This window comes from Catellatospora aurea, assembly GCF_042663325.1.
Lineage (GTDB): Bacteria > Actinomycetota > Actinomycetes > Mycobacteriales > Micromonosporaceae > Catellatospora > Catellatospora aurea.
Genome location: NZ_JBHTAC010000018.1, coordinates 1 through 25,536, shown reverse-complemented (window position 1 = coordinate 25,536; position 25,536 = coordinate 1). Strand labels below are relative to the sequence as shown.

Annotated in this window: 27 protein-coding genes; 23 read left to right on the top strand and 4 right to left on the bottom strand. The window is 70.9% G+C overall.

The genetic code is table 11. The features are described from left to right. Positions 1-81 precede the first annotated feature (81 nt). A complete protein-coding gene (locus ACFQO7_RS19045; protein ID WP_376807608.1) occupies positions 82-915 on the top strand; it encodes an SDR family NAD(P)-dependent oxidoreductase in 834 nt (277 codons plus the stop codon). 122 nt (positions 916-1,037) lie between these two features. On the opposite strand, the gene ACFQO7_RS19040 is transcribed toward ACFQO7_RS19045, so the two are convergent. Continuing rightward, complete coding sequence (locus tag ACFQO7_RS19040; RefSeq protein ID WP_376807607.1) at positions 1,038-1,790, bottom strand: SanA/YdcF family protein; 753 nt, start codon at positions 1,788-1,790, stop codon at positions 1,038-1,040. Between the two features lie 130 nt (positions 1,791-1,920). Here ACFQO7_RS19040 and ACFQO7_RS19035 point away from each other — a divergent pair, with 130 nt between their 5' ends. The 16 genes from ACFQO7_RS19035 (at position 1,921) to hypE (ending at position 14,152) form a co-directional block, all read left to right on the top strand. Further along, entirely contained in the window at positions 1,921-2,478 is a 558-nt protein-coding gene (locus ACFQO7_RS19035) for a hypothetical protein (protein WP_376807606.1), read from the top strand. Continuing rightward, complete coding sequence (locus ACFQO7_RS19030) at positions 2,475-2,720, top strand: HypC/HybG/HupF family hydrogenase formation chaperone (RefSeq protein ID WP_360536836.1); 246 nt, start codon at positions 2,475-2,477, stop codon at positions 2,718-2,720. The genes ACFQO7_RS19035 and ACFQO7_RS19030 overlap by 4 nt, the downstream gene beginning before the upstream one ends. Beyond that, positions 2,717-3,391 (top strand): D-sedoheptulose-7-phosphate isomerase, encoded by a 675-nt coding sequence (locus tag ACFQO7_RS19025; RefSeq protein WP_376807605.1) that lies wholly within the window; start codon positions 2,717-2,719, stop codon positions 3,389-3,391. Before ACFQO7_RS19030 ends, ACFQO7_RS19025 begins: the two co-directional genes overlap by 4 nt. A gap of 18 nt (positions 3,392-3,409) precedes the next feature. Then, the gene (locus tag ACFQO7_RS19020; RefSeq protein WP_376807604.1) at positions 3,410-4,465 is read left to right on the top strand and encodes an NADH-quinone oxidoreductase subunit B family protein; all 1,056 of its coding nucleotides are present in this window, start codon (positions 3,410-3,412) and stop codon (positions 4,463-4,465) included. A 40-nt stretch (positions 4,466-4,505) separates the two neighbouring features. Continuing rightward, positions 4,506-6,278, top strand: a complete 1,773-nt coding sequence (locus ACFQO7_RS19015; protein ID WP_376807603.1) for a nickel-dependent hydrogenase large subunit — start codon at positions 4,506-4,508, stop codon at positions 6,276-6,278. Beyond that, entirely contained in the window at positions 6,278-6,844 is a 567-nt protein-coding gene (locus ACFQO7_RS19010) for a hypothetical protein (RefSeq protein WP_376807602.1), read from the top strand. Before ACFQO7_RS19015 ends, ACFQO7_RS19010 begins: the two co-directional genes overlap by 1 nt. After that, positions 6,841-7,509, top strand: coding sequence for a DUF5947 family protein (locus ACFQO7_RS19005; RefSeq protein ID WP_376807601.1), 669 nt, complete (start codon positions 6,841-6,843; stop codon positions 7,507-7,509). The genes ACFQO7_RS19010 and ACFQO7_RS19005 overlap by 4 nt, the downstream gene beginning before the upstream one ends. Continuing rightward, entirely contained in the window at positions 7,502-8,155 is a 654-nt protein-coding gene (locus tag ACFQO7_RS19000) for a DUF6084 family protein (RefSeq protein ID WP_376807600.1), read from the top strand. The genes ACFQO7_RS19005 and ACFQO7_RS19000 overlap by 8 nt, the downstream gene beginning before the upstream one ends. Continuing rightward, positions 8,137-9,588, top strand: a complete 1,452-nt coding sequence (locus ACFQO7_RS18995) for a hypothetical protein (RefSeq protein ID WP_376807599.1) — start codon at positions 8,137-8,139, stop codon at positions 9,586-9,588. Before ACFQO7_RS19000 ends, ACFQO7_RS18995 begins: the two co-directional genes overlap by 19 nt. Next, entirely contained in the window at positions 9,585-10,157 is a 573-nt protein-coding gene (locus ACFQO7_RS18990; RefSeq protein ID WP_376807598.1) for a hydrogenase maturation protease, read from the top strand. The genes ACFQO7_RS18995 and ACFQO7_RS18990 overlap by 4 nt, the downstream gene beginning before the upstream one ends. Continuing rightward, a complete protein-coding gene (locus tag ACFQO7_RS18985; RefSeq protein ID WP_376807597.1) occupies positions 10,154-10,261 on the top strand; it encodes a DUF6893 family small protein in 108 nt (35 codons plus the stop codon). The genes ACFQO7_RS18990 and ACFQO7_RS18985 overlap by 4 nt, the downstream gene beginning before the upstream one ends. A 14-nt stretch (positions 10,262-10,275) precedes the next feature. Next, positions 10,276-11,157, top strand: coding sequence for an LLM class F420-dependent oxidoreductase (locus ACFQO7_RS18980; RefSeq protein ID WP_376807596.1), 882 nt, complete (start codon positions 10,276-10,278; stop codon positions 11,155-11,157). A 104-nt stretch (positions 11,158-11,261) separates the two neighbouring features. Further along, complete coding sequence (locus ACFQO7_RS18975) at positions 11,262-11,606, top strand: hydrogenase maturation nickel metallochaperone HypA (RefSeq protein WP_376807595.1); 345 nt, start codon at positions 11,262-11,264, stop codon at positions 11,604-11,606. 4 nt (positions 11,607-11,610) lie between these two features. After that, the gene (locus tag ACFQO7_RS18970) at positions 11,611-11,883 is read left to right on the top strand and encodes a HypC/HybG/HupF family hydrogenase formation chaperone (RefSeq protein ID WP_203699236.1); all 273 of its coding nucleotides are present in this window, start codon (positions 11,611-11,613) and stop codon (positions 11,881-11,883) included. A gap of 11 nt (positions 11,884-11,894) precedes the next feature. Next, the gene (hypD, locus tag ACFQO7_RS18965; RefSeq protein WP_376807594.1) at positions 11,895-13,022 is read left to right on the top strand and encodes a hydrogenase formation protein HypD; all 1,128 of its coding nucleotides are present in this window, start codon (positions 11,895-11,897) and stop codon (positions 13,020-13,022) included. Continuing rightward, positions 13,019-14,152: a hydrogenase expression/formation protein HypE gene (gene hypE, locus ACFQO7_RS18960; protein ID WP_376807593.1), complete on the top strand. Its 1,134-nt coding sequence runs from the start codon at positions 13,019-13,021 to the stop codon at positions 14,150-14,152. The genes hypD and hypE overlap by 4 nt, the downstream gene beginning before the upstream one ends. A 162-nt stretch (positions 14,153-14,314) precedes the next feature. On the opposite strand, the gene ACFQO7_RS18955 is transcribed toward hypE, so the two are convergent. From ACFQO7_RS18955 to ACFQO7_RS18945, 3 genes are all read right to left on the bottom strand, one after another. Further along, positions 14,315-14,980 (bottom strand): vitamin K epoxide reductase family protein, encoded by a 666-nt coding sequence (locus ACFQO7_RS18955; protein ID WP_376807592.1) that lies wholly within the window; start codon positions 14,978-14,980, stop codon positions 14,315-14,317. Positions 14,981-14,982: 2 nt separating this feature from the next. Further along, positions 14,983-15,717 (bottom strand): DsbA family protein, encoded by a 735-nt coding sequence (locus ACFQO7_RS18950; RefSeq protein WP_376807591.1) that lies wholly within the window; start codon positions 15,715-15,717, stop codon positions 14,983-14,985. A gap of 142 nt (positions 15,718-15,859) precedes the next feature. Further along, positions 15,860-16,699, bottom strand: coding sequence for a carbohydrate kinase family protein (locus ACFQO7_RS18945; RefSeq protein WP_376807590.1), 840 nt, complete (start codon positions 16,697-16,699; stop codon positions 15,860-15,862). A gap of 302 nt (positions 16,700-17,001) precedes the next feature. Between ACFQO7_RS18945 and ACFQO7_RS18940 the strand changes: the two genes are divergently transcribed. From ACFQO7_RS18940 to ACFQO7_RS18915, 6 genes are all read left to right on the top strand, one after another. Further along, positions 17,002-17,802 carry a hypothetical protein gene (locus tag ACFQO7_RS18940; RefSeq protein WP_376807589.1) on the top strand — a complete coding sequence of 267 codons (801 nt, stop codon included), beginning with the start codon at positions 17,002-17,004 and terminating at the stop codon, positions 17,800-17,802. A 35-nt stretch (positions 17,803-17,837) separates the two neighbouring features. Next, positions 17,838-18,914, top strand: coding sequence for a thiamine-phosphate kinase (locus tag ACFQO7_RS18935; protein ID WP_376807588.1), 1,077 nt, complete (start codon positions 17,838-17,840; stop codon positions 18,912-18,914). Next, positions 18,911-19,759, top strand: a complete 849-nt coding sequence (locus ACFQO7_RS18930) for a viperin family antiviral radical SAM protein (RefSeq protein WP_376807587.1) — start codon at positions 18,911-18,913, stop codon at positions 19,757-19,759. Before ACFQO7_RS18935 ends, ACFQO7_RS18930 begins: the two co-directional genes overlap by 4 nt. Positions 19,760-19,782: 23 nt before the next feature. Beyond that, positions 19,783-20,811, top strand: a complete 1,029-nt coding sequence (locus tag ACFQO7_RS18925) for a LacI family DNA-binding transcriptional regulator (RefSeq protein ID WP_376807586.1) — start codon at positions 19,783-19,785, stop codon at positions 20,809-20,811. A gap of 368 nt (positions 20,812-21,179) precedes the next feature. Beyond that, positions 21,180-23,072 (top strand): ricin-type beta-trefoil lectin domain protein, encoded by a 1,893-nt coding sequence (locus tag ACFQO7_RS18920; RefSeq protein ID WP_376807585.1) that lies wholly within the window; start codon positions 21,180-21,182, stop codon positions 23,070-23,072. After that, a complete protein-coding gene (locus ACFQO7_RS18915; RefSeq protein WP_376807584.1) occupies positions 23,069-25,282 on the top strand; it encodes an RICIN domain-containing protein in 2,214 nt (737 codons plus the stop codon). The genes ACFQO7_RS18920 and ACFQO7_RS18915 overlap by 4 nt, the downstream gene beginning before the upstream one ends. Positions 25,283-25,536: the final 254 nt, after the last annotated feature.

Below are 25,536 nucleotides of genomic sequence, written 5' to 3'. Positions count from 1 at the left end.
TTGTCGTACGTGCATATCCGCTGCCAGTCTGGTCACCCGGCGGTCCACAGGGGACCGCGGAAGACGCGAGGGGTGGCACCGATGGCACGACGCTGGCTGGTGACGGGATGCTCGACCGGGCTGGGCCGGGCGCTGGTGGAGCGATTGGCGCAGGCCGGGGAGCGGGTGGTGGCCACGGCCCGCCGGCCCGAGACGCTGGCCGACCTGGCCGAGCGATACCCCGGCACGGTGCTCACCCTGGCGCTGGACGTCTGCGACCCGGTCGCCTGCGCCTCCGTGGTGGCCGCCGCGGCCCGGCACTTCGGCGGCGTCGACGTGCTCGTCAACAACGCCGGGTACGGCCAGTGCGGCGCGGTGGAGGAGGTCTCCGACGGGGAGCTGGAGGCGCAGTTCGCGACCAACGTGTACGGGCCGTGGCGGCTGGCCCGGCTGGTGCTTCCGCTGTGGCGGGCGCAGGGCGGCGGGCATGCGGTCTTCGTCTCCTCGATCGCGGGCATGGTGCCGTTCCCCGGGCTCGCGGCGTACACGGCCAGCAAGTTCGCGCTGGAGGGCCTGGCCGAGTCGCTGGCCCAGGAGTCCGCGCACCTGGGCGTGAAGGTCACCATCGTGCAGCCCGGCGGTTTCAGCACCCTGTACGGCGTGTCGGCGGCCATGCCGCGCGAGCGGGTGGCCGCCTACGAGCAGGTCGAGGGCCCGATGATCGAGGGCCTGCGCGGCATGCACGGCAACCCCGACCTCAACCCGCCGGAGCTGTTCGCCGAAGCCGTGCACCGCCTGGTGGACCTGCCCGAACCCCCGCTGCGCCTGCCCGTCGGCGAGGACGCGGGCCAGTTCCTCACCATGGCCCTGACCGCCCGCACCAAGGAGTTCGAAGACGTCACCGCCGCCCGCCTCCACATCGCCGCCACCCCCTGACCCGCCGCCCCCGCCCCGCCCGCCTGCCGCAACTCTTAAAGAGTTGTGCCTTCTGCGCCGCCCCGAAGCCGCATCTCTTTAAGAGTTGCGGCAGGCGGGTGGGAGGGCGGGGCTGGGGTGGGTCAGTCGCGGAGGGCGTCTTCGACGCTGGTCTCGTGGCGGCCGAGGAAGACCGGGTCGCGGTCGGTGACCACGTCGAGCATGGCTTTCACGCAGGCGCCCTGCTCGCGTACGACCGCCTTGGTCCAGAAGGAGCCGAAGCGGCGGGCGGTGTCGTCGCCGACCCCGGTGGCGTCGATGCCCGCCTCGCGGCACAGCGCGACGGCCCGGTCGATGTGGTAGCTCTGGGTGATCACGATGAGCTGCCGCACCCCGAACACCCGGACGGCCCGCTGGCAGGAGTCGTACGTGTCGAAGCCGGCATGGTCGGCGACCACCTTGCGGTCGGGCACCCCGCGGTCGATCAGCCACTGGCGCATGGCGTCGGGCTCGTCGTAGGTCCACTTGCCGTGGTCGCCGGAGACGAGCACGGCGCGCACCTTGCCGGTCTCGTAGAGGCGGCGGGCGATGTCGAGGCGGGCCTCCAGGAAGCCCGAGGGCGAGCCGTTGTCGTGCACCTGCGCGCCCAGCACCAGGGCGACCGGGCTTTCGGGCACGTCCTGCGCCGTGTACACGTGCCCGGCGGCCTGCCAGCGTACCCAGCCGATGCTGCCCACCAGCGTGAGCACCGCGGAGAGCACGCCGAGCAGCACCGCCCGGCGCACGACACGCCACCCGCGCCGCGGCCGCCGCCTCGCCGGCTCGGCCGCGGTGCCGGTCTCCGGCAGCTCGGGCTCACCGGTGCCGTTCTCGGGATGTTCCGGGTGGGACGCCATGCGCGGCATCATCGCGCATGCCCGCCACGCGGAGCGACCCGCATCCGGGGCCACTAGGGCGATTCGCGGCTGTTGAGGTGATATCGCCGCTATGGTGAGTCAGGACGGAACCTAGCCACGGGGGGCAGGTATGACCGCGGCCGCGGTGCTGACCACGGCCCTCGCGCAGCGGCGCGAGCGGCCCGGGGCAGACCTGGCCGAGTCCGCTGCGGACCTGGTGGCGGCCGCGACGGCGATGGCCCGGCGGTTCCGCGCGGGCGGTGTCCTGCACGCCTTCGGCGACGACGACGCCGACGCCCGGCACATCGCGGTCGAGTTCGTGCACCCGGTGATCGTCGGCAAGCGCGCCCTGCCCGCGGTGGCCCACCACGCCTCCCGCGCCGCCCACCGACTGCACCACGCCGCCCCGGCCGATCTCGCGCTGGCGGTGTGCGATGCCCCGACGCTCCGGGTCACCGACCCCTCGCGCGGGCCGGTCGTGGCGGCGCTGGCGGCGGCGGGGGAGCGCGGGTTGCTCACGGTCGCGTTGGCCGGGCGGTTCTGGGCGGGGCCGCCGGTGGACCACCTGATCACCCTGCCCGCCGATGACCCGCTCGTGCTGCGTGAGCTGCAGGTGTCGGCGTACCACCTGCTCTGGGAACTGACCCACGCGCTGCTCGAACACGGCCCGGACGGGTCCACGCCATGAGGCACGCCATTCCGGCGGAGCTGCGGGCCGTGGCCGACCTGGCCGGCGGGTCGTGTGTGACCTGCTCGGACACCGCTGTCCCGGCGACCGTGGTGCTGCTGCTGGCGGGCGGGCTGGCCCTGGCCGACGCGGGCGCGGGTCCGGAGGAGATCAGCGTCGCGCTGGTCGCCGCGCGGGTCGGCGACACCGTGCTGGTGCACGCCGGCGAGGCCATCCGGGTGCTGCCGGAGGTGGCCGGGTGAGCAACGCCGCCCCGGCGCACCTGGGCGCCCTGTACCCCTTCCTGTACGCGCAGCCCGTGCCGGCCGTGGACGCGTTCACGGCCGAGCTGGTCGTCTCCACCACCGGCAAGCTGCGCGAGGCGGCGGCGCTGCGCGCCCAGGTGCTCACCGAGCAGGGCGCGGCGCTGGCCGCGTGCGCACGGGCGCTGGCCGTCGCGCTGGACACCGGCGGGCGGCTGTTCGCGTTCGGCAACGGCGGCAGCGCGACCGACGCCCAGGCCTGCGCCGACCTGTTCGCGGACCCGCCGGCGGGGTACGGCGCGCCGGTGCTGGCGGCGTACGCGCTCAGCGTCGATGTGGCGGTGGTCAGCGCGCTGGCCAACGATGTCGGCGTGGAGGCGGTGTTCGCCCGGCAGGTCGCCGCGCACGCCCGGCCCGGTGACGTCGCCGTGGGCTTCTCCACCAGCGGGAACTCGCCGAATCTGGTCGCCGCGTTCGACCGGGCGCGCCGCTGCGGCATGGTCACCGTCGGGTTCAGCGGGGGCGGCGGGGGACGGCTGGCCGAGCCGGGCGTCGTGGACCACTTGTTCGTCGTGCGGTCGCCGTCGGTGCACCGCATCCAGGAGGCGCAGACCACCGCCTGCCACGTGCTGTGGGAGCTGACCGTGGCGGAGCTGGCCGGTTCCGCATGACACAGGGGGTGTTCGCTGATGACCGCACTACAGGCACAGCCTGCCGGCACCGATGAGCAGCCGATCCACATTCTCTGGATCAACGCCGGGCTCAGCTGCGACGGCGACTCGGTCGCGCTGACCGCCGCGACCCAGCCCAGCATCGAGGAGATCGCGCTCGGCGCGCTGCCGGGCCTGCCGAAGATCGCGGTGCACTGGCCGCTGATCGACTTCGAATGCGGGCCGGACGGCGGCGCGGACGACTTCCTGTCCTGGTTCCACAAGGCCGACCGGGGCGAGCTGGAACCGTTCGTGCTGGTGATCGAAGGTTCCATCCCGAACGAGTCGATCAAGGAAGAGGGCTACTGGGCCGCCTTCGGCACCGACCCGGCGACCGGGCAGCCGATCACGACCAGCGAGTGGCTTGACCGGCTCGCGCCCAAAGCGCTCGCGGTGCTCGCGGTCGGCACCTGCGCCACGTACGGCGGTATCCACGCCATGTCCGGCAACCCGACCGGGGCCATGGGCGTGCCCGACTACCTGGGCTGGGACTGGCGCTCGGCGGCGGGCATCCCGATCGTGTGCGTGCCGGGCTGCCCGATCCAGCCGGACAACCTCGCCGAGACGATCACCTACCTGCTCTACCAGGCGGCCGGGCAGGCCCCGATGATCCCGCTGGACGACAAGCTGCGCCCGCAGTGGCTGTTCGGGCAGACCGTGCACGAGGGCTGCGACCGGGGCGGCTACTACGAGCAGGGCCAGTTCGCCACGCACTACGGCACGCCCGAGTGCATCGTGAAGATCGGCTGCTGGGGCCCGGTCGTCAAGTGCAACGTGCCCAAACGCGGCTGGATGAACGGCGTCGGCGGCTGCCCGAACGTGGGCGGCATCTGCATCGGCTGCACCATGCCGGGTTTCCCGGACAAGTTCATGCCGTTCATGGACGAGCCGCCGGGCGCGACCGTGTCCTCGGCCGGCAGCGGCGTGTACGGCGCGATGATCCGCCGCCTGCGCAACATCACCGGCAAGACCGTGGACAAGGAGCCCAAGTGGCGGCACCGGGGCACCGAGCTCACCACCGGCTACCACCGCTGACCAGCGGCCGTATCGAGTCAGAAAGGCGTTGAGGACGAGCATGGCGACGCAGACGGCCGCGGAGGGCCTCGTCGAGATGTCGTGGGATCCGATCACCCGGATCGTCGGCAGCCTCGGCATCTACACGAAGATCGATTGGAAGGCCCGCCGGGTCGTCGAGTGCTACAGCACCTCGTCGGTGTTCCGCGGCTACAGCATCTTCATGAAGGGCAAGGACCCGCGCGACGCCCACTTCATCACCAGCCGGATCTGCGGCATCTGCGGCGACAACCACGCCACCTGCTCGGTCTACAACCAGAACATGGCGTACGGCGTGCAGCCGCCGCACCTGGGCGAGTGGATCGTCAACCTCGGCGAGGCCGCCGAGTACATGTTCGACCACAACATCTTCCAGGAGAACCTGGTCGGGGTCGACTACTGCGAGAAGATGGTCCGCGAGACCAACCCGGGCGTGTGGGAGAAGGCCAAGAACACCCCCGCGCCGCACGCCGAGCAGCACGGATACAAGACCATCGCCGAGATCATGACCTCGCTGAACCCGCTGGAAGGCGCGTTCTACCGGGAGGCGCTGCAGGTCAGCCGGTCCACCCGGGAGATGTTCTGCCTGATGGAGGGCAGGCACGTGCACCCGTCCACGCTGTACCCGGGCGGCGTCGGCACGGTCGCCACGGTGCAGCTGTTCACCGACTACCTGTCCCGGCTGATGCGCTACGTCGAGTTCATGAAGCGGGTCGTGCCCATGCACGACGACCTGTTCGACTTCTTCTACGACGCGCTGCCCGGCTACGAGGAGGTCGGCCGGCGGCGCGTGCTGCTGGGCTGCTGGGGCGCGCTGAACGACCCCGACCACTGCGACTTCACCTACGAGCGGATGAGCGAGTGGGGCAAGAAGATGTTCGTCACGCCGGGCATCGTGGTCGACGGCAAGCTCGTCACCAACGACCTGGTCGACATCAACCTCGGCATCCGCATCCTGCTCGGCAGCTCCTACTACGACGACTGGCAGGGCCAGGAGGTCTTCGTCAAACGGGACCCGCTGGGCAACCCGGTCGACGTGCGCCACCCGTGGAACCAGCACACCCTGCCCAAGCCGCAGAAACGCGACTTCGACGGGGCGTACTCCTGGGTCATGTCGCCGCGCTGGTTCGACGGCAGCGACCACCTGGCCCTGGACACCGGCGGCGGCCCGATCGCCCGGCTGTGGTCCACCGCCCTGTCCGGCCTGGTCGACATCGGCTACGTGAAGGCGACCGGGCACAGCGTCGTGATCAACCTACCGAAGACGCTGACCCGGCCCGAGGCCACCTTCGAGTGGAAGATCCCGAAGTGGAGCAACGCGCTGGAGCGCAACCGCGCCCGCACCTACTTCCAGGCGTACGCGGCCGCCGTGGCGCTGCACGCCTGCGAGAAGGCGCTGGCCGAGGTGCGGGCCGGGCGCACCCAGACCTGGGAGCCGTTCAAAGTCCCCAAGGACGCGAACAGCGTCGGCTTCACCGAGGCCGTGCGCGGCGTGCTGTCGCACCACATGGTCATCCGCGACGGGAAGATCGCCAACTACCACCCGTACCCGCCGACGCCCTGGAACGGCAGCGTGCGCGACCGCTTCGGCACGCCGGGCCCCTACGAGGACGCGGTGCAGAACACCCCGATCTTCGAGGAGAACTCGCAGGAGAACTTCAAGGGCATCGACATCATGCGCGCGGTACGCAGCTTCGACCCGTGCCTGCCCTGCGGCGTGCACATGTACACCGGCAACGGCTCGGTGCTCAAGAAGCTGCACACCCCGCACGCGTTCGCATCGGGCGCCGCGTGATGAGCGATCAACACATGGACCGGGTACTGGCACTGGATCCGCACACCGTGGGCGTACGCGTCGAAGGGCTGCTGGGAGAAGTCGAGAGCGCGGGTGGGCAGGCCGCCCGCACCGCCGCCGACGGGGTGGTCCGCGAGCTGCTGCACCTCAACGAGGCCGGGCTCGCCCGGCTGCTCGACGGCCTGGTCACCGTGCCCGGGGTCACCGAGGAGCTGCGCGTGCTGGCCGAGGACGAGCTGGTCGGCGGCCTGCTGGCGCTGTACGGCCTGCATCCGGTGCCGATCGAGGAACGGGTCCTGGTGGCGCTGGACCGGGCCCGCAGGCGGCTCGGCCGCGAGTTCACCCTGCTCGACATCGACGCCGCGGGCACCGCCCGGATCGCGACCGCGGGCGGTTGCGGCAGCGGCTGCGGCAGCACCGGCGAGACGGCCGGCGAGCTGGTCTCCCGCCTGGTGCAGCAGGCCGCGCCGGAGATCGTCGAGGTCGTGCTGGAGGAGGCCCCACCGGCCCAGAAGCTGCTGCAGATCGGCCGTCGGCCCAAGGCGCCGACCGGCGCGTCCGCATGACCGCGCTGCGGCGGTACCTGACCGCGTCCGCGCCGCCAGCCGCCACCGCGCAGGCGGCGCAGGAACGTTGCGAGCTGTGCGCTGCCGCGATCCCGGCCGAGCACGACCATCTGGTGGACCTGGCGAGCAGATCGCTGCCGTGTGCCTGCCGTCCCTGCTACCTGCTGTTCGTGCCCGCCGACGAGCGGCGGCCCGGCCCGCGGGAGGAGCCGGCGGGGGCGCGCCGGTTCGCCGCGATCCCGCGCGAGCATGTGGCGCTGCCCGACTTCCCACTGTCCGACCTGGACTGGGCGGGGCTGGACGTGCCGGTGCGGCTGACGTTCGTGTTCGTCAACAGCGCGCTCGGGCAGCCGGTGGCGCTCTACCCGAGCCCGGCCGGGGCGACCGAGTCGCAGCTGCCGCCCGAGGCATGGGCGAAGGTGCTGGCCCGGCACCCGTACACGGCCCAGCTGCCGCCCGACGTGCTGGCGCTGCTGCTGCACCGCGGCCCTGACGGGCCGGAGGCCTACGTGGTGCCGGTCGACGTCTGCTACCGCCTGGTCGGGCTGGTCCGCCGGCTCTGGCGCGGCTTCGACGGCGGGCAGGAGGCGTGGGCGGCGATCGACGGCTGGCTCGCCCAGGTCCGCGAGAACGCGGGCACGCCCGTGGGGGTGGGGCATGGCTGAGCTGTCGTTCGCCTGCGTGGACGCGCAGGCGCTGCCGTGGGCCGCCGGGCCGACGCTGCGCTTCCGCCTGCGCATCTCCGCCCCGGCGGAGGTCCGCGTGCACGCGCTCGTGCTCAGCTGCCAGCTGCGCATCGACCCGCGCGCCCGGACCTACTCCGAGTCCGAGGCGCAGGGCCTGGACTACGTTTTCGGCGCACCCGCCCGCTGGGCGACCAGCATGCAGGCGCTGCACTTCGCCACCGTCGGCGTGACCGTGCCCGGGTTCACCGGCGAGACCGAGTTCGACCTGATGGTGCCCTGCACGTACGACCTCGAACCGGGGCTGGGCAAATACCTGCACGCGCTCACCGAGGGCACGGTGCCGATGACGTTGCTGTTCAGCGGCACGCTGTTCGAGGCCGGACCCGGCGGGGTGCAGGTCGGGCGGGTGCCGTGGGACCGGGAGGCGGCGTACGCGCTGCCCGTCGCCGTGTGGCGCGAGCTGATGGACCTGTACTTCCCGGACACGGCCTGGCTTCGGCTGCGCCGTGACACCGTCGACGCGCTGTTGCGCCACCAGGCCCGGCACGCGGTGCCGACGGCCGACGAGGCGCTGTGCGCCCTGCTCGCGGCGAAGGAGGACGGCCTGTGCCCGACACCGCGCTGAGCGAAGCGTTCGAGCAGGCCCGCGCGGTCGCCGACGCGGTGCTCTACGAGGGGTACCTGCTCTACCCGTACCGCGCCGACGCGGCCAAGAACCAGCTGCGCTGGCAGTTCGGCGTCCTGGTCCCGCCCGCCTACGCCGACGACGCCCTCGGCGAGTACACCTGGTGCCAGACCCAGCTGCTGGCCGAGCCCCGCCCCGACACCCGCCTGCACTGGCGCGTGCGCTTCCTGCAGGCCCAGTCCCGCACCGTCGAGACCGACACCGGCGACGGCTACCACCCGGTGCCCTCCGCCGAGGTCGACGGCACCATCCACCTGCCCTTCGACGAAACCGTCGAACAATCCGCCGACCTCGTCATCCCCCTCGCCGACCTGGCCGGTGACCACGTACACGCCTTCACCATCCCCGGCGGCACCGAAACCGAACAACTGTCCCCATCGGTCCGCCTCCACCGCGTACGCCACCCCCTGCGCGCCGAGCTCCGCCTCCACGCCGATCCGCTCCCCGGCCCCTACGGCCTGCTCCGCCTCACCGCCACCGTCACCAACCTGAGCCAAAGGAAGGGCATCGTCGGCTCGCGTCAGCGAGACGAGCAGCAGCTCTGCACATCGGTTTACGTAGAGGAAGGGCACCTTCTTAACGCTTCGCCGGAAGCGGCGCAGGTGGGCGGGCTGGGGCGGCCGGAGGCGTTGCGGTACTCGCTGATCGCGGCGCACAGCGTGTTCGCGCTGACGGCGGGCAACTTCGTGTCGCTGCTCGACCCGCCGGAGTGGGCGAAGACGGCCGTGCAGGAGTGCCGCAACATCAGGACGTGGCCGGTCATGCTGGGCCCGGAGGGCAGCCGCGAGGTGATGCTGTCCGCGCCGGTGATCCTGTACGACCACCCGGTGGTCGCGCCGGAGAGCCCCGGCGACATGTACGACGCGCTGGAGATCGACGAGCTGCTGGTGCTGCGTACGCTCACCCTCACCGACGAGGAGAAACGCCGGGTGCGCGCCACCGACCCGCGCGGCGAGGCGCTGCTGGGCCGGGCCGAGACGCTGCCGCCGGAGGTGTTCGAGCGGTTGCACGGGGCGATCCGGCAGCTGCGTCCGGCGCCCGCCACCGGGCCTGACGTGTTCGGCACCGACCGCCCCTGGTGGGACCCGGGCGCGGACTCCTCCGTCGATCCGGCGACCGACACCGTGGTCATCGACGGCACCCCGGTCGGCCAGGGCAGCAAGGTGCGCCTGCACCCGGGCGGGCGGCGCAGCGATGCGCAGGACATGTTCCTGGTCGACCGGGTCGCCACCGTGCAGGCGGTGCTGCTCGACGTCGACGGCTCGACGCACCTGGCCGTGACCCTCGACGACGACCCCGCCGCCGACCTGCAGATCCTGCAGGGCCGGTTCCGCTACTTCGCCCCCGAGGAGGTCACGGTGGTGTCCACGTGAATGCGCGCAAGGTGCTGGTGGCCGGGTTGGGCAACATCTTCCTGGGAGACGACGGCTTCGGCGTCGCGGTGGCGTCGCGGCTGCTGACCGGGCCGTGCCCGACCTGGCTGCGGGTGGCCGACTACGGCATCCGCGGGGTGCATCTGGCGTACGACCTGATGGCCGGCTACGACGCGACCGTCCTGATCGACGTCGACTGCCGCGGTGACGCCCCGGGCACGGTGCGGCTGCTGGAGGTCAGCGCCGCCGACCGGGCCGCCGGGCGGGCCGACGACGGCCCGGTGCTGGTCGACCCGCACGGCATGCAGCCGCAGCGGGTGCTCGACCTGCTGGACAGCTGCGGCAGCGCCCCGGGTCGGGTGCTGCTGGTCGGCTGCGAACCGGCCGACCTGAGCGAGCGGATGGGGCTGAGCCCGCCGGTCGAGGCCGCCGTGGCGCCCGCCGTGGCGCTGGTACGGCAGTTGTGGGAGCTGGGCCCGGCCGCGCTGACCGGCGCGCTGCCGTTGCCGGCGGGGCTGATCGCCGCCGCGCCGGCCGAAGAGGATCGAGAGACAGGAGTACGGGTGTGACGCTCAAGAAGGTGATGGCCGGGCTGGTGCTGGCCGGGGTGACGGCGGTGCTCGTGCGCACGTTCCCGGACATGAAGCGGTACCTCAAGATGCGCAGCATGTGACAGGGGGAGGTGTCGTGTCACGGCACGATCGATGGGGCCGGATCGGGGTGTGGAGCGGAGCGTGGACCGAGGCGCTCCGGTCCGGCGGCGGGGCGCTGAGCGGCGAGTTCACCGACGCGGCGGCCGAACTGGACGACCTGGGCTACGGCACGCTCTGGCTGGGTGGGGGACCGGCGGTCACCTACGCGCGCCCGCTGCTGGAGGCGACCTCCCGGATGACGATCGCCACCGGCATCCTCAGCATCTGGGAGCACGACCCGGTCGAGGTCGCCGCGCAGCGGGCCGAACTCGAACGCGCCTTTCCTGGCCGGTTCGTGCTCGGCCTCGGGGTGAGCCACAGCCGGCTCACCGAGCGCTACGCGCACCCGTACACCGCGATGACGGAGTACCTGTCCGCGCTGGACGCCGCGGCCGAACCGGTGCCGGTGCGCGACCGCGTGCTGGCGGCGCTCGGCCCGCGCATGCTGGCGCTGGCCCGCGACCGGGCCGCGGGCGCGCACCCGTATCTCGTGACGCCCGAGCACACCGCACAGGCCAGGGAGATCCTCGGCACGGCGGCGGTGCTCGCGCCGGAGTTCAAGGCGGTGCTCGACACCGATGCCGCGCGCGCCATGGCTGCGGCGCGCGGCCACCTGGCCCTCTACCTCCAGCTGCCCAACTACACCAACAACCTGCTGCGGCTGGGTTTCACGGAGGACGACCTGCGCGCGGGCGGCAGTGACCGGCTGCTGGACGCGGTGTTCGCGATGGGGGACGAGACCGCCATCGCCCGCCGCGCGGCCGCCTACCTGGACGCCGGTGCCGACCACCTGGCGGTGCAGGTGGTGACCGCCGAGCCGGGCCTGCCCCGCGAGCAGTGGCGGCTGCTGGCCGCCGCGCTGCCCCTCGAAGCCTGACCGCCGGATGCCTTCGAAGCCCCGGTGGCCGGGAAGTGGCCGCCGGGGCTTCGTTTCCCGAGTGGGGCGATCGGCGTTGGGCATTTTGGAAATAAGGAGATAAAATGCACGAAATCGGACTTTGTGAGAGCATCCTCGGGGCGGTCACCCAGCGCGCCGAAGGTCGGCAGGTCAACCGGGTGAAGGTGCGCATCGGCGTACGCCACGGCGTCGCCGAGCCCGCTCTCAAGCAGGGCTTCGCGCTGGTCGCGACCGGCACCACCGCCGACGGTGCGGAGATCGACATGGTGGCCGTGCCCGCGCACGTGTCCTGCGCGGCCTGCGGCCGGGCCGAGCAGTCCATGGACATGCTGCCCGTCTGCGCCTTCTGCGGCAGCGCCGACGTGGTGGTCACCGGGGGCGACGACCTCATCCTCGAGGAGCTCCACCTCGTCGACCTGCGGGCCTGAGCGTATGTGCCTGGGCATTCCCGGCGAGGTCGTCGAGATCATGGCCGACCGGCCGGACCTGGCGCAGGTCGACGTCAGCGGCGTACGACGCGCCATCAACATCGGACTGTTCGAGCCCGGTGAGATCAACGAGGGCGACTGGGTGCTGATCCACGTCGGCTTCGCGCTATCCAAGATCGACGAGGCCGAGGCGACGGCCGCGATGGACTTCCTGAAGAGCCTCGGGGACGCGTACGCCGACGAGCTGACCGCCCTGCGAAGCTCCACCATCGACTGAGCGAGGCGACGATGCGTTTTGTGGACGAGTTCCGCGACGCCGAACAGGCCCGAGCACTGGCGGCCCGGATCGCCGCCCGGTGCGAACCGGGCCGCACGTACAAGTTCATGGAGGTGTGCGGCGGTCACACGCACACCATCTACCAGCACGGCCTGGAGGACTACCTGCCCGAGCAGGTCGAGCTGGTGCACGGGCCGGGCTGCCCGGTCTGCGTCATCCCGATGGGCCGCGTCGACGACGCGATCGCGATCGCCCGGCGCCCCGAGGTCATCCTGACCTCGTTCGGCGACATGATGCGGGTCCCCGGCGGCGACGGCTCCTTCCTGGACGCCAAGGCCGCCGGGGCCGACATCCGCATGGTGTACTCGCCGCTGGACGCGCTGAAGATTGCCCGGCAGCACCCGGACCGCCAGGTCGTGTTCATGGCCATCGGCTTCGAGACGACCGCCCCGTCGACCGCGGTCACGGTGCTGCGGGCCAAGGCGGAGGGGCTGACCAACTTCTCCGTCTTCTGCAACCACGTCACCATCCTCCCGGCGATCAAGGCCATCCTGGACTCGCCGGACCAGCGCCTCGACGGCTTCCTCGGCCCCGGGCACGTGTCCACGGTGATCGGCTGCGAGCCCTACCGGTTCATCGCTGAGCAGTACGGCAAACCGCTGGTCGTGGCCGGGTTCGAGCCGCTGGACATCCTGCACTCGATCGACATGCTGCTCGCCCAGCTCGCCGAGGGCCGCTGCGAGATCGAGAACCAGTACAGCCGGGTCGTCCCGTGGGACGGCAACCCGACCGCCCTGAAGGTGCTCGGCGACGTGCTCGAACTGCGCCCGTTCTTCGAGTGGCGCGGCCTGGGCTTCATCTCGCACAGCGCACTGCGGCTGACCGAGGCGTACGCCGACTTCGACGCCGAGCGCCGCTTTGACGTGCCCGGCGTACGCGTCGCCGACCCGCAGTCCTGCCAGTGCGGCGAGGTGCTCAAGGGCGTGCTCAAACCGTGGGAGTGCAAGGTGTTCGGCACCGCCTGCACGCCGGAGACCCCGATCGGCACCTGCATGGTGTCGCCCGAGGGCGCATGCGCGGCGTACTACAACTTCGGCCGGTTCCGCCGCCAGCGGCTGCTGCAGGTGACGGCCCGGTGAGCGGCGAGGTCACCATCGACGGCCCGGTCACCGAGGCGGGCGCGAAGGCGGTCGCCGGCGTCAGCGAGCAGGCCGTCATGGAGCGGGTCGCCCGCGCCCGCCGGGCCCGTGCCCGGATCCGCGAGGAACGCCTCACCATGGCCCACGGCGCGGGCGGCAAGGCCACGCAGAGCCTGGTCGAGGCCGTGTTCCTGGAGGCGTTCCACAACCCGCAGCTGGCCGCGCTCGACGACGCGGCGGCGCTGACCGTCGCGGGCACCCGGCTGGCCTTCACCACCGACTCGTACGTGGTGTCGCCGCTGTTCTTCCCCGGCGGCGACATCGGCGAGCTGGCCGTCAACGGCACCGTCAACGACCTGGCGGTCGCCGGCGCGCGCCCGCTGTTCCTGTCGGCCGGGTTCATTCTGGAGGAGGGTTTCGGAGTCGCCGACCTGACCCGCATCGTCACCTCCATGGCGGCTGCCGCCAAGGCCGCCGACGTGCGCATCGTCGCCGGGGACACCAAGGTCGTGCAGCGCGGCCAGGCCGACGGCTGCTACATCACCACGGCCGGGGTGGGGCTGCGCGAGCGCGCCCACGACCTCGGCGTCGACCGGGCCCGGCCCGGTGACGTGGTGCTGGTGTCCGGGCCGGTCGGCGACCACGGCATGACCGTCCTCATCGCCCGCGGCGACCTGGACCTTCAGGTGGACCTGCGCTCGGACACCGCGCCGCTGCACGGGGCGACCGCGGCGCTGCTCGACGCGTGCGGGGCGGGTGTGCGCGCCATGCGCGACGCGACCCGGGGCGGCGTCGCCACGGTTTTGAACGAAATCGCCCGCGCCGCCGAGGTGGGCATCGTGGTCGACGAGGAGGCGGTGCCGGTCCGCCCCGGCGTACGCGGCGCGGCCGAGCTGCTCGGCATCGACCCGCTCTACGTCGCCTGCGAGGGCCGCTTCGTGGCGGTGGTCGCCCCGGACGCGGCTGACGCGGCGCTCGCCGCACTACGCAGGCACCCGCTGGGCGAGCAGGCCGCCGTCATCGGCCGCGTCGACGACGACCCCGCCCACCTGGTCCTGCTGCGCACCCGCTTCGGCGGCACCCGCATCATGGACCTCCTGGTCGGCGACCCGCTCCCGCGCATCTGCTGACCCGCGGCCGGGCCGTGGCGCGCCGGCTTCCCGCACACCGAAAGATCGCCGTTTCCGGTCAGAAGCCTGGGCCCGATCCCAGGTCCTGACCGGAAACGGCGATCTCCTTTCCGGGAACCGGCCGCCGCGACGGGGAGGAGAGGCCGCGGCGGCCGGAAGGTCTCAGGACAGCATGATCTGCCACTGGCTCCAGAACGCCTGGGCGATCAGCACCACCGTCACCAGCAGCCACAGCGCCGGGCCGACCGCGTGCACGTCCACGGCCAGGTCCACCGCGCCGCGCAGGCGGGCCGGCACTCGCAGGTGCCCGTGGTGCAGGTTGTACAGCGTCGTGTACCAGAACAGCACCACCACCGCGACCCACACCACCATGCAGTACGGGCACAGCGCGCCGATCCGGTACATCGACTGGAACATCAGCCAGAACACGAAGCCCAGCGCGAACGTCGCCCCCGCCTGCAGCCCGAGCCAGACGAAGCGCGGCAGCCGCACCCCGGCCAGCACCAGCACACCCAGCGTCACGACGACGGGGAACGTGCCCAGGCCCAGCAGCGGGTTCGGGAAGCCGAACGCCGACGCCTGCTCGGTGATCATCACCGAGCCGCACGACAGCACCGGGTTGATGCTGCACGAGGGCGTGTACGACGGGTCGGTCAGCAGGTGGATCTTCTCCACGGCCAGGGTGAACGCCGCCGCCGTGCCCAGCACGCCGGTGACGGTCAGGATCCAGCCGATGGCGCGGTCGACGGTGGTCCGCCGTGGAGACAGGTGCCCCTCGACGCTCGTCGGCTCGGCGTGGGTCGCGCCGCGCTGCTTGATCGCGGTCATGGTCACCCCGCCAGCGCCGTGTCGATCGCGGCCTTCAGGTTGTCGTACGTGGCCGCCGGCTCGAACAGCTTGCCGTTGACGAAGAACGTCGGCGTGCCCCGCGCCCCGGCGGCCGCCCCGTCGGTGCGGTCGGTCTCGATCCGGTCCCGCACCTGCTGCGACGCGACGTCCGCGCGGAACTTCGCCATGTCGAGCCCCAGCTCCTCGGCGTAGCCGTCGAACGTCTTCGCGTGGTCGGTCTGCTGACCGCCCCAGGCCTGCTGGGTGGTGAACAGCTTGTTGTACATCGCCTCGAACCTGCCCTGGTTGGCGGCGGCCTCCGCCGCTGCGGCCGCGTTCATCGCGTTGGGGTGCATGTCGAGCGGGAACTCCCGGACCACGTAGGTGATCTTCCCGGCGTACTCCTTGCGCAGCTGCTCGACGGCCGGGTAGGCGCGGCCGCAGGACGGGCACTCGAAGTCGAGGAACTCGACGATGGTCACCTTGCCGTCGGCGGCCGTGGACAGCTGGTGCGAGTCGGCGCGGACCGGGTTCGAGCCGGCCGCGGCCGGCTCGGAGCCGCCTTTCATGGCGAAGAACACGGCTCCGCCGACGATCAGCGCGACCGCCGCGAGCACGCCGAGGGTGAACTTCAGGTTGGTGCTCATACCGCCGCCGGCCGGCGCCTTGAGATTCTTGCGTCCCTTGCCGCCGGTCTTGTCCGGCCGCCGCGAGGCGGGTCGGGTCGTCGCGGGCATCGCGTCACCTTTCCACAGGAAGATGTGGGGGATTGATGGATCTCCGCTGGTGGGGGCGGCCCAGCTGTCTGGGGACTCTATCCATGACGGCTGGGCGAATCCTGGGAGAACGCAGCGAATCGCCTGTGCCGTGTCGCGCGGATCACGCCGCGGCGGTCACCTCCGCGCGGATCCGGTCCAGCGTCGCGGTCAGCGCGTCGCCGTTGACGCCGAACTGGGTGACCTTCGCGGCGGCCGCCCGTACGGCGTGGGCGAGGCAGTCCTGCCGGGGCAGGCCGTACGCCCGCAGTGACAGGAAGACCCCGGCCAGGATCTCGCCGGCGTGGGTGGTGTCGACCGGCTCCTCCCGCGTCGCGCGCACGCGCGTCAGCTGCCCGTCCTGGCAGTATCCGGCGCCCTCGGGGCCGAACTTCACGACCGCCGGCACCGGCGGGTGCTCGTGCCCGCCGAAGAGCAGCCGCTGCTCCTCCTCGTTCATGAAGATCAGGTCGGCGCCGCGGCACACCTGGCGGCACAGCGCGCCGTCCCGTTCGGCGAAGTGCTCGAACATGTCGACCGAGATGGTGGCGCGCGGCAGGACGCGGCGCAGGTGCACCAGCCAGGCGAGCTGCTGCTCGGGCGGCGCCGTCGCCAGGTGGACGTGCCGGGTGAGCCGGTAGGCCTGCGGGAAGCTGTCGGGTGCGGCTTCGGTGGCGATGCCGAAGTCCACGCTGAAGGTGCGCCGGCCGTCGGGGTGCTGGTCGATGTAGAACCGGGGTGAGCGGCCGCGGGCCACCCGGACACCGAGCAGGTTCACGCCGAGGTTGCGGATCGGCGCCAGGCTCAGGTCGTCGCCGACGGTCGCCACCACGCCCACCTGGGTGGCGTCGAGCACGGCCGCGCCGCGGGCGCAGGCGTACGCGGCCCCGCCGGGCGACACGGCGCTGCCATGGGGCGTGCGGTCCTCATTCAGGCCGATGTGCCCTACGATGACCAGCTTCATGAGTCAGCCTCTGCAGAACGGCGGAATCGGCCCGCGAAAGGAATGATCGCGTCGCCGGTGGCGACGTCGAATATACGCACGGTATGACATGCCACTCGAATGCCATGCCAGCGCGGATGATCGTCCATCCCGGCGCCGGATGAGCGGCTGAGTACATGAACGACTTTCGTGCGGTCGGCCGTCGTCTCCGTCCGCCGAAAGTTGATAGACGTCATTGCATGCCGCCGGTAACGTGATCGGAACTCAGGGTGCGCATCGCTGCGCGGCATTCCTCTATTGCTCGCACGTCCAGTGGAGACGGCATGGAATTCGCGGTTGCGGTGGCGGGCATCATCGGTGCGCTGGTCGCACTGGTGACGCTCGGGGTGAACGTGAGCCAGTACCGCCTGCAGCGGACGGCGGTCGCCGCGCCCGGCCGCAAGGTCGAATCGCGTGAGGCGCTCAAGATTCTCGACGAGATCGACGAGGATCCGGTGCGCGCGATCGCCGCGGATCACATCTTCATCCAGTCGGACAAATCCGGGGTCGGATACATCGTCACCCAGCCGATAGCGGTGTATCTCGACATGCATACCGCCAGCTGTGTCCCCGCCAAGAGGGCGGTGCTCGCCAGGTCGCTTGCCGACTTCGTCGAAGAGGGCCTCGGAACGGATCTCAAAGGCGTATCGATCGCGACGCCACGGGAGGGCAACCTGCTCGTCGGATCGAGTGTCGCGGAGCTGCTCGGCTCCGACTTCCTTATGATTCGTACCGGCCGCGCCCCGCGTTTCGGATATCCGATCGAGGGGACGTTCCTGCCCGGTGCGACCGCCGTCATCGTCGACGATCTCTGCATGGAGGGGTCGTTCCTGGCGACCTGCGTCAATCATCTGCGGACCTACGGACTGAACGTGTCGGACGTCTTCTGCCTGTTCGAGCGGATGGACGGGGACGCCCGCGAAGGGCTGGCCGAGGTCGGCGTGGAACTGCACTCCAAGTACCAGATCGACGACGACGAACTGAAGCAGCTGAAAGGTGTCGGACGGCTGCGTCCGGCGGCTCCGGCCGGCCCGCTGCCGTCGCAGGCGGGCGGCGGTCCCGCCCGTCCGGCCGGCAACGACTGACGGCGCGACGTGTCTCCATCAAGAAAGGCTCGCACATGACGTCCATGGATTCCGGGGCTGATCTCCGCTCGCTCGGGGAGAAGGGGTTCCTGTCCGGATTGCTGGGTGACCTGTTCGTCGATCCCCGGCTCATCGGGGGATTCGGGCACGACGCCTCCGTGATCGAGATGGCGGACTCCCCGTTCGACCTCATCCAGAAGATCGACCGCGCGTCCCGTCCGGTCGCGCTCTCCCTCGGCCTGGCCGGTTACGAGACCTGGGGGAGGATGGCCGTCACGGCGAACTGCAGCGACATCCTGGCCTCCGGCGGCCGCCCGCTGTCGGTCATGATCGCGATCATGGTCCCGGGCGAGGAGACCGCGGCGAACGTCAGGGACATCGTCTTCGGGGCCGCCGCGGAATGCCGCCGCAACGGGGTCGTGTTCGCCGGCGGCGACACGAAGGAGGCCGCCGACGCGCACGTCGTCGGCACGGCGGTCGGCACGGTGGGAGCCGACCGCTTCCTGCCGCGCAACACGGCGCAACCGGGCGACCGGATCTTCTGCGCCGGCCGGGTCGGCGGGTTCGCAGGCTCCTACTTCATGATCCGTGACGTCTTCCAGGGCCGGCCCGTCCCGGAGGCCGAGGGTTACATCGAGTACCTGAGCACGCCCACGGCGCAGTGGCGCTCCGCCGGTGCGGTGAACGCGGGCGGTTATGCCCGGTGCGGCATGGACGCCAGTGACGGCCTGCTGGACGTGCTGCAGACGTTCGCGGCGGCAGGCGTGCGGGTCGAGATCGACCTGGAGGCTGTGCCGTACCACCCCTACGCCGTCGAGTGCGCGAAAGCCACCTCGATCCCGCTGACCCAGCTGATGTTCGGCGGTGGTGACTGGAACATCCTCTACTGCGTGCCCAGCTCGCGCGCCGACGAACTCGCCCGGGTGGCCGAGGCCGAAGGCCTGCCGCTGTACGCCATCGGCCGGGTCGTCGAGGGCGACGGCGTCGTGGCGGTCGACCGTGACGGCGCCGAGTTCGCCATCCGCGGGGTGGTCAACGAGCACTTCAAGAACCGCATCGAGGACGCCGGCAGCTTCATGGATCACATCGAGAAGGACAACTTCCTTGTATGAGTGAGTTCGTGGTCAACCTCCATGTCACCGAGCGGTGCAACTACGGCTGCACCTTCTGCTTCGGCAAGTGGGGGCTGGGCGTGACCAGAACGGAGATCTTCGATGATGTGGCCGCCGGGGAGGCTGTCGTCCGGGACCTGTTCGACCACTTCGGCGGCGGGCCGGACGGGATCCGGTTCAACTTCGTCGGCGGCGAGCCGGCCCTGCTCAAACGGCTGCCGGAGCTGGTGGCGGTCTGCCGCGAGCTCGGCGCCCAGGTCTCGTACGTCAGCAACGGCCTGATGCTGCGGCGGTTCGACGTCGCGTGGACCGCCGCCAACATCGACCTCGTGGGCATCAGCGTCGACTCGCTGGTGGACGAGACCAACCAGCGCATCGGCCGGCTGGACCGGCACCGCGGCATGCTGGACCCGGCGTTCCTGTGCGGCTACGTGTCGCGCCTGCGGGAGGCCGCCGGCACCCGGATCAAACTCAACACGGTCGTCTGCGCGGCCAACCACCAGGAGGACCTCTCGCCGCTCATCGAGGCCGTGCGGCCGGAGCGGTGGAAGATCTTCCAGGTCCTTCCGGTGTACGGCGACCGCGAGGCCGTCACCGCCGCCCAGTTCGGCGCGTTCCTCGACCGCCACCGGCACTTCGACAAGGTCATCGTCAGCGAGGACAACGACGAGATGACCGGCTCGTACGTCATGGTCGACCCCCTGGGCCGGTTCTTCTGGCACGTCGAGGGCGAGCGGGGCTACCGCTACTCCCGGCCGATCTCCGAGGTCGGGGTCGGCGAGGCCTTCGCCGCGGCCGGCATCTCCTGGGACAAGTACGAACGTCGTTACCGTCCGGAGCAATGACAGGTCGGGTATCGTGTGCGCCCATGCCTAGAACGGTCGGCGTACGCGCCACGGTGCGTGACATCGCCGCGGAGACGGGCCTGTCCATCGCGACGGTGTCCCGGGTGCTCAACGGCGCGCCCAACGTCGCGCCGCACACGCGTGACCTGGTGCTGCAGGCCGTGCACCGGCGCGGGGACAGGGCCCCGCTGCGCCGCGGCGAGCTGCCTCCGGCCACCGGCGCGGTCTACGTGCGCTGCCCGTACGTGCTCACCGACTACTTCGGGCTGATCGTCAGTTCCATCGCGGAGACCATCGAGCTGCACGGGCGGCAGATGGTGCTCAACGCGGGCGAGGCCGCGCAGCCGTCCCCGGTGCTGTCGACGCTGGCCGACCGGCCGGACGTGGCCGGGGCGATCCTGATCCTGCCGCCCGAGTCGCCCGACGACCTGGTGCGGCTGCGCGACCAGCAGTTCCCGTTCGTGGTGATCGACCCGCGCACGCTCGCCCCGAAGGACATCGTGACGGTGTCGGCGGCGCACTTCGCCGGGGCGCGGCGGCTGATGTCGCACCTGGTGGAGCTGGGCCACCGCCGGGTCGGCATCATCGGCGGCCCGCCGGAGTGGCTGGCCAACGACGCCCGCATGGCGGGATACGTCGCGCCGCTGGCCGACGCCGGGGTGCTGCCCACGCCGGAGCTGGTGCGCCACGTCAACGAGCCGAACACCGACAACGGCTACCGGGCGGCGGGGGAGCTGCTGGACCTGCCGGACCGGCCGACGGCGCTGGTGGCGTTCAACGACAAGATGGCCGTCGGCGTGCTGGCCGCGGCACACGAACGCGGGCTGCGGGTGCCGCAGGACCTGTCGATCGCGGGCTTCGACGACATCGACGTGAGCCGGGCGACGACGCCCATGCTGACCACGGTGCGCCAGCCGCTGCAGGAGATGGGCCGGATGGCGGTGACGATGCTGATGCGCCTGCTGGACCGGCACACGCTGGAGGCCGTGCACGTCTCGCTCGGCACCGAGCTGGTCATCCGCGACTCGACGGCGGCCGCCCCGCCCCGCTGACGCGTCGAACGTTATAGGAAGGACGCCTTCCTTTTCTCCGCAGGCAGCGGCAGTTTCATTTTGTTTCAGCTAAACGTGGCTGGATACTACTGTCTTTCTCGGACATTCCAGAGTCTTGACAGGCCCGAATGCCTTATGTTTCAGTGCTGTCAACAGGACGTCAATCATTCTGTTACATCGGTTACATCGACGCTCCTGCGTAACAGGAACAGCCCGGACCGGGTCGGCGGCAGCCCCACCGCCGCCCGGTCCTCCACCGCCCCACGCGAGGAGTCGCGACGCGCCACCTCTCACGCGGCGCGCCCGGCGAACCCCGCGCCCCTGTCCTGTCATGGCTCGCCATGGCTTCGTCGAAAGGAGGGTCCCGCGTGTTCCGTCCCCGGTCAGGCTGGACCACCACCATCGCGGTCACCGCCACGGCGGCGACCGCGTTCCTGGTGACCGGCTCGGTGATCGCCCCCTCGGCCTACGCGGCCGGCGAGAGCGTCAGCGTCTGGCTCACCACCACGTCCGACTCCGGTGGCCGCACGGTCACCCGCGGCCTGCAGCAGCAGGGCAACATCGCCTTCGGCCCCGCCGGCGGCAGCGCCAACCACACCATCACCGTCAACGAGGGCACCACCTACCAGCAGTTCGAGGGCGGCGGCGCGTCCATCACCGACACCACCGCCTACCTGCTGCGCGGCGGCCCGATCAGCGCGGCGACCCGCGACCAGGTGATGAGCAAGCTGTTCTCGCCGACCGACGGCATCGGCCTGTCGTTCGTGCGCAACCCGATCGGCGCGTCCGACCTGTCCCGGCCCGGCAACGTCTCGCTCGACGACACCTGCTGCAACCTCAACGACTTCGGCAGCAACGGCTACGACACCAACGTCCGGCTGCTCACCCAGCAGGCCAAGAACCTCAACCCGGCCCTGCGGGTCAAGGGCGTGCCGTGGAGCGCGCCGGGCTGGATGAAGGACAACGGCCGGATGGACCAGATGGGCTGGCTCAAGGCCGAGTACTACCCGATGTACGCCCAGTACCTGGTCAAGTACATCCAGAGCTACCAGGCCATCGGCGTGCCGGTGAACTACATCTCGGTGCAGAACGAGCCCAACTGCTGCCAGTCGGGCAACCCGACCGCGATGAACTACCCGGGCATGAGCTGGAACACCTCCGGCCTGATCGAGTTCACCAAGAACCACGTGTACCCGGCGTTCCGGGCCGCGGGCATCACCACCAAGGTGCTCATCCACGACTGGAACTACGGCGACTACGCCAGTATGAGCGCGGGCACGCTGGCCGACACGGGCATCCGCAACGACCCGCTGTTCGGCGGGATCGCCTGGCACGGCTACTTCGGCGACCCCTCGGTCGGCACCCAGGTGCACAACCAGTACCCGTCGGTCAAGCAGTTCAGCACCGAGCACTCGGGCGGCACCTGGATCGGCAACCAGCACAACGAGGACATGGCCGACATCGTCAACTACGCCCGCAACTGGAGCGGCAGCCTGGTCAAGTGGAGCCTGGCGCTCAACCAGTTCATGGGCCCGCACAACGGCGGCTGCGACGTCTGCACCGGCCTGATCACCGTGCAGGAGGGCGGCTCGCGGGCCGGTCAGGTCGACTACACCATCGAGTACTACACCACCGGCCACCTGACCAAGTTCGTCAAGCCCGGCGCCTTCCGCATCGACTCGACGGCCAACGGCACCATCCAGAACGTCGCGTGGAAGAACCCGGACGGGTCCAAGGCCCTGATCGCGCACAACGGCGGCACCTCGGCGCAGTCGATGCGGGTCAACTGGGGCAACCAGTCCTTCGTGTACACCCTGCCCGCGCGTACCACCGCGACCTTCACCTGGTCGGGCACCCCGGGCAGCAACCCCGGCGGCGGCACCAGCCCGATCACGGGGCTGGCCGGCAAGTGCATCGACGTGGCCGGGGCGGCGACCGCCAACGGCACCGCGGTCCAGCTCTACATCTGCAACGGCACCGGGGCGCAGTCCTGGACCCGTGATTCCAGCGGCCGGCTCAGCTCGCTCGGCAAGTGCCTCGACATCGTCGGCCCCAACGCCGCCAACGGCACGCTGACCCACCTGTGGGACTGCCACACCGGCACCTCCCAGAAGTGGACCTACAACAGCTCGACGCAGCAGTTCGTCAACCAGTTCTCCGGCACCTGCCTGGACGTCAAGGACAACAGCTCCGCCGACGGCGCGCGGCTGCAGATCTGGTCCTGCACCACGGGCGCGAACCAGAAGTGGATCTACTCATGAGGCGGCGGCTGATCGTCACGACGCTGACCGCGTCGCTGCTCGCCGGGCTCGGCGCGGCTGCCGTGGTCGTGCTGGGCAGCACCACGGCGCAGGCCGCGGTGACCTCGGGGACCACGTACACGGTGGTCAACAAGGCCAACGGCAAGTGCGTCGACGCGCGGGCCGCGGCCAGTGCCAACGGCACCGCGGTGCAGCAGTACACCTGCAACGGCACCGCCGCGCAGCAGTGGCGCTTCGACGCCACCAGCGGCGGCTACTTCAAGGTCGGCACCGCGCCGGCCGTCAACCAGGTCTGGGACGTCTCCAACGTCTCGACCGCCGACAACGCCGCGATCCACCTGTGGCTCTACGGCGGCGGCAACAACCAGCAGTGGCAGGCGGTGCAGGAGGCCGACGGGGCATACCACTTCGTCAGCCGGCACAGCGGCAAGTGCCTGGACGTGCCCGCCGCCTCCACCGCAGACAGCGTGCAGCTGGTGCAGTACACCTGCAACGGAACGGGAGCGCAGTCATTCTTCCTCAACCCGGTCGGCGGCCCGCAGCCCTCGCCCAGCACCGTGCCGCCTAACCCGAACAACCCCGACCTCGGCCCGAACGTGCGGATCTTCGACCCGTCGATGTCGGCCTCGACCATCCAGTCCCAGCTGAACAGCGTGTTCTCGGGGCAGGAGACGAACCAGTTCGGCACCCAGCGGTACGCGCTGATGTTCAAGCCGGGCAGCTACAACGTCAACGTCAACGTCGGCTTCTACACCCAGGTCCTGGGTCTGGGCTTCTCGCCGGACGCGGTGAACATCAACGGGTCGGTGCACGTGGAGGCCGACTGGTTCCCGCCGAACAACGCGACCCAGAACTTCTGGCGCGGGGCGGAGAACCTGTCGGTGACCCCGACGGGCGGCACCGACCGCTGGGCCGTGTCGCAGGCCGCGCCGTACCGCCGCATGCACGTGCGCGGCAACCTGCTGCTCGACGACGGCGGCTGGGCCAGCGGCGGCTGGTTCTCCGACGTCAAGATCGACGGCCAGGTGAACTCGGGCAGCCAGCAGCAGTGGATCTCGCGCAACTCGCAGTTCGGCAGCTGGGCCGGGTCCAACTGGAACATGGTGTTCGTCGGCACGCAGGGCGCCCCGGGCAACACGTTCCCGAGCCCGCCCTACACCAACGTCGGCGCGACGCCGGTCGTGCGGGAGAAGCCCTTCCTGTACGTCGACGGCGCGGGCGCGTACCAGGTGTTCGTGCCCGGCCTGCGCAGCAACAGCACCGGCACCACCTGGGCGACCGGCACCCCGGCGGGCACCTCGCTGCCGATCAGCCAGTTCCACATCGTCAAGGCGGGCGCGACCGCGGCCACCATCAACGCCGCGCTCGCGGCCGGGCAGAACCTGCTGTTCACGCCCGGGGTCTACCACGTCAACGACACCATCCGGATCACCCGGCCCGACACCGTCGTGCTGGGCCTGGGCCTGGCCACCATCATCCCGGACAACGGGGTCATGGCGATGTCGGTCGCCGACGTGGACGGCGTCAAGCTCGCCGGCATCCTGATCGACGCCGGCAGCACCAACTCGGCGACGCTGATGCAGGTCGGCCCGGCCGGTTCCAGCGCCAACCACGCGGCCAACCCGACCTCGCTGCACGACGTGTTCTTCCGCATCGGCGGCGCGGGCGTCGGCAAGGCCACGACCAGCCTGGTCATCAACAGCCACCACGTGATCGGCGACCACACCTGGATCTGGCGCGCCGACCACGGCTCCGGCGTCGGCTGGAACACCAACACCGCCGACACCGGCCTGGTCGTCAACGGCAACAACATCACGTTCTACGGCCTGTTCGTCGAGCACTACCAGAAGTACCAGGTGATCTGGAACGGCAACGGCGGCCGGACGTACTTCTTCCAGAACGAGCTGCCCTACGACCCGCCGAACCAGGCGAGCTGGATGAACGGCTCCACCCGCGGCTACGCGGCGTACAAGGTGGCCAACACGGTCACCAGCCACGAAGCCTGGGGCCTGGGCAGCTACTGCTACTTCAACGTCAACCCGGCCGTGGTGGCCGAGCGGGCGTTCGAGGTGCCCAGCTCGGGCACGAGTTTCCACAACATGGTGACCGTCTCGCTCGGCGGCACCGGAACCATCAACCGCGTCATCAACAACACCGGCGGGACGGCCAACTCCGGCAACAACGTCGTCAACCTCGTCAGCGGCCCGTAGGGCCGAGGGCGGGAACGAAGCACCCGGCCGTCCGGCGTTCGCGTCGGACGGCCGGGATGACAGGCAAATCGGCACCACCCACATATCCGAGCTCTGGAGGAAGTCCATGAGTGCAGCAACACCCGGCGTCCGTCGCCGTCTTCTCACGATCGCGGGCCCGCTGCTCGCGACCGCGCTCGTGCTCGGCACCGCGGCCTGCGGTGGCAGTGACGACCCGGCGAAGCCGGGTGGCAAGGTCAAGCTGACGATCGCGA

Bases quoted from the DNA above. Each gene is read 5' to 3' on its own strand.
- ACFQO7_RS18975 (WP_376807595.1), top strand. From the start codon at position 11,262: ATGCACGAAATCGGACTTTGTGAGAGCATCCTCGGGGCGGTCACCCAG.
- ACFQO7_RS19040 (WP_376807607.1), bottom strand. From the start codon at position 1,790: ATGGCGTCCCACCCGGAACATCCCGAGAACGGCACCGGTGAGCCCGAG.
- ACFQO7_RS18950 (WP_376807591.1), bottom strand. From the start codon at position 15,717: ATGCCCGCGACGACCCGACCCGCCTCGCGGCGGCCGGACAAGACCGGC.
- ACFQO7_RS18955 (WP_376807592.1), bottom strand. From the start codon at position 14,980: ATGACCGCGATCAAGCAGCGCGGCGCGACCCACGCCGAGCCGACGAGC.
- ACFQO7_RS18915 (WP_376807584.1), top strand. From the start codon at position 23,069: ATGAGGCGGCGGCTGATCGTCACGACGCTGACCGCGTCGCTGCTCGCC.
- ACFQO7_RS18945 (WP_376807590.1), bottom strand. From the start codon at position 16,699: ATGAAGCTGGTCATCGTAGGGCACATCGGCCTGAATGAGGACCGCACG.
- ACFQO7_RS18970 (WP_203699236.1), top strand. From the start codon at position 11,611: ATGTGCCTGGGCATTCCCGGCGAGGTCGTCGAGATCATGGCCGACCGG.
- ACFQO7_RS19005 (WP_376807601.1), top strand. From the start codon at position 6,841: ATGACCGCGCTGCGGCGGTACCTGACCGCGTCCGCGCCGCCAGCCGCC.
- hypD (WP_376807594.1), top strand. From the start codon at position 11,895: ATGCGTTTTGTGGACGAGTTCCGCGACGCCGAACAGGCCCGAGCACTG.
- ACFQO7_RS18935 (WP_376807588.1), top strand. From the start codon at position 17,838: ATGACGTCCATGGATTCCGGGGCTGATCTCCGCTCGCTCGGGGAGAAG.
- ACFQO7_RS19035 (WP_376807606.1), top strand. From the start codon at position 1,921: ATGACCGCGGCCGCGGTGCTGACCACGGCCCTCGCGCAGCGGCGCGAG.
- ACFQO7_RS19045 (WP_376807608.1), top strand. From the start codon at position 82: ATGGCACGACGCTGGCTGGTGACGGGATGCTCGACCGGGCTGGGCCGG.
- ACFQO7_RS19000 (WP_376807600.1), top strand. From the start codon at position 7,502: ATGGCTGAGCTGTCGTTCGCCTGCGTGGACGCGCAGGCGCTGCCGTGG.
- ACFQO7_RS18940 (WP_376807589.1), top strand. From the start codon at position 17,002: ATGGAATTCGCGGTTGCGGTGGCGGGCATCATCGGTGCGCTGGTCGCA.
- ACFQO7_RS19020 (WP_376807604.1), top strand. From the start codon at position 3,410: ATGACCGCACTACAGGCACAGCCTGCCGGCACCGATGAGCAGCCGATC.
- ACFQO7_RS19030 (WP_360536836.1), top strand. From the start codon at position 2,475: ATGAGGCACGCCATTCCGGCGGAGCTGCGGGCCGTGGCCGACCTGGCC.
- ACFQO7_RS19010 (WP_376807602.1), top strand. From the start codon at position 6,278: ATGAGCGATCAACACATGGACCGGGTACTGGCACTGGATCCGCACACC.
- ACFQO7_RS19015 (WP_376807603.1), top strand. From the start codon at position 4,506: ATGGCGACGCAGACGGCCGCGGAGGGCCTCGTCGAGATGTCGTGGGAT.
- ACFQO7_RS18925 (WP_376807586.1), top strand. From the start codon at position 19,783: ATGCCTAGAACGGTCGGCGTACGCGCCACGGTGCGTGACATCGCCGCG.
- ACFQO7_RS18930 (WP_376807587.1), top strand. From the start codon at position 18,911: ATGAGTGAGTTCGTGGTCAACCTCCATGTCACCGAGCGGTGCAACTAC.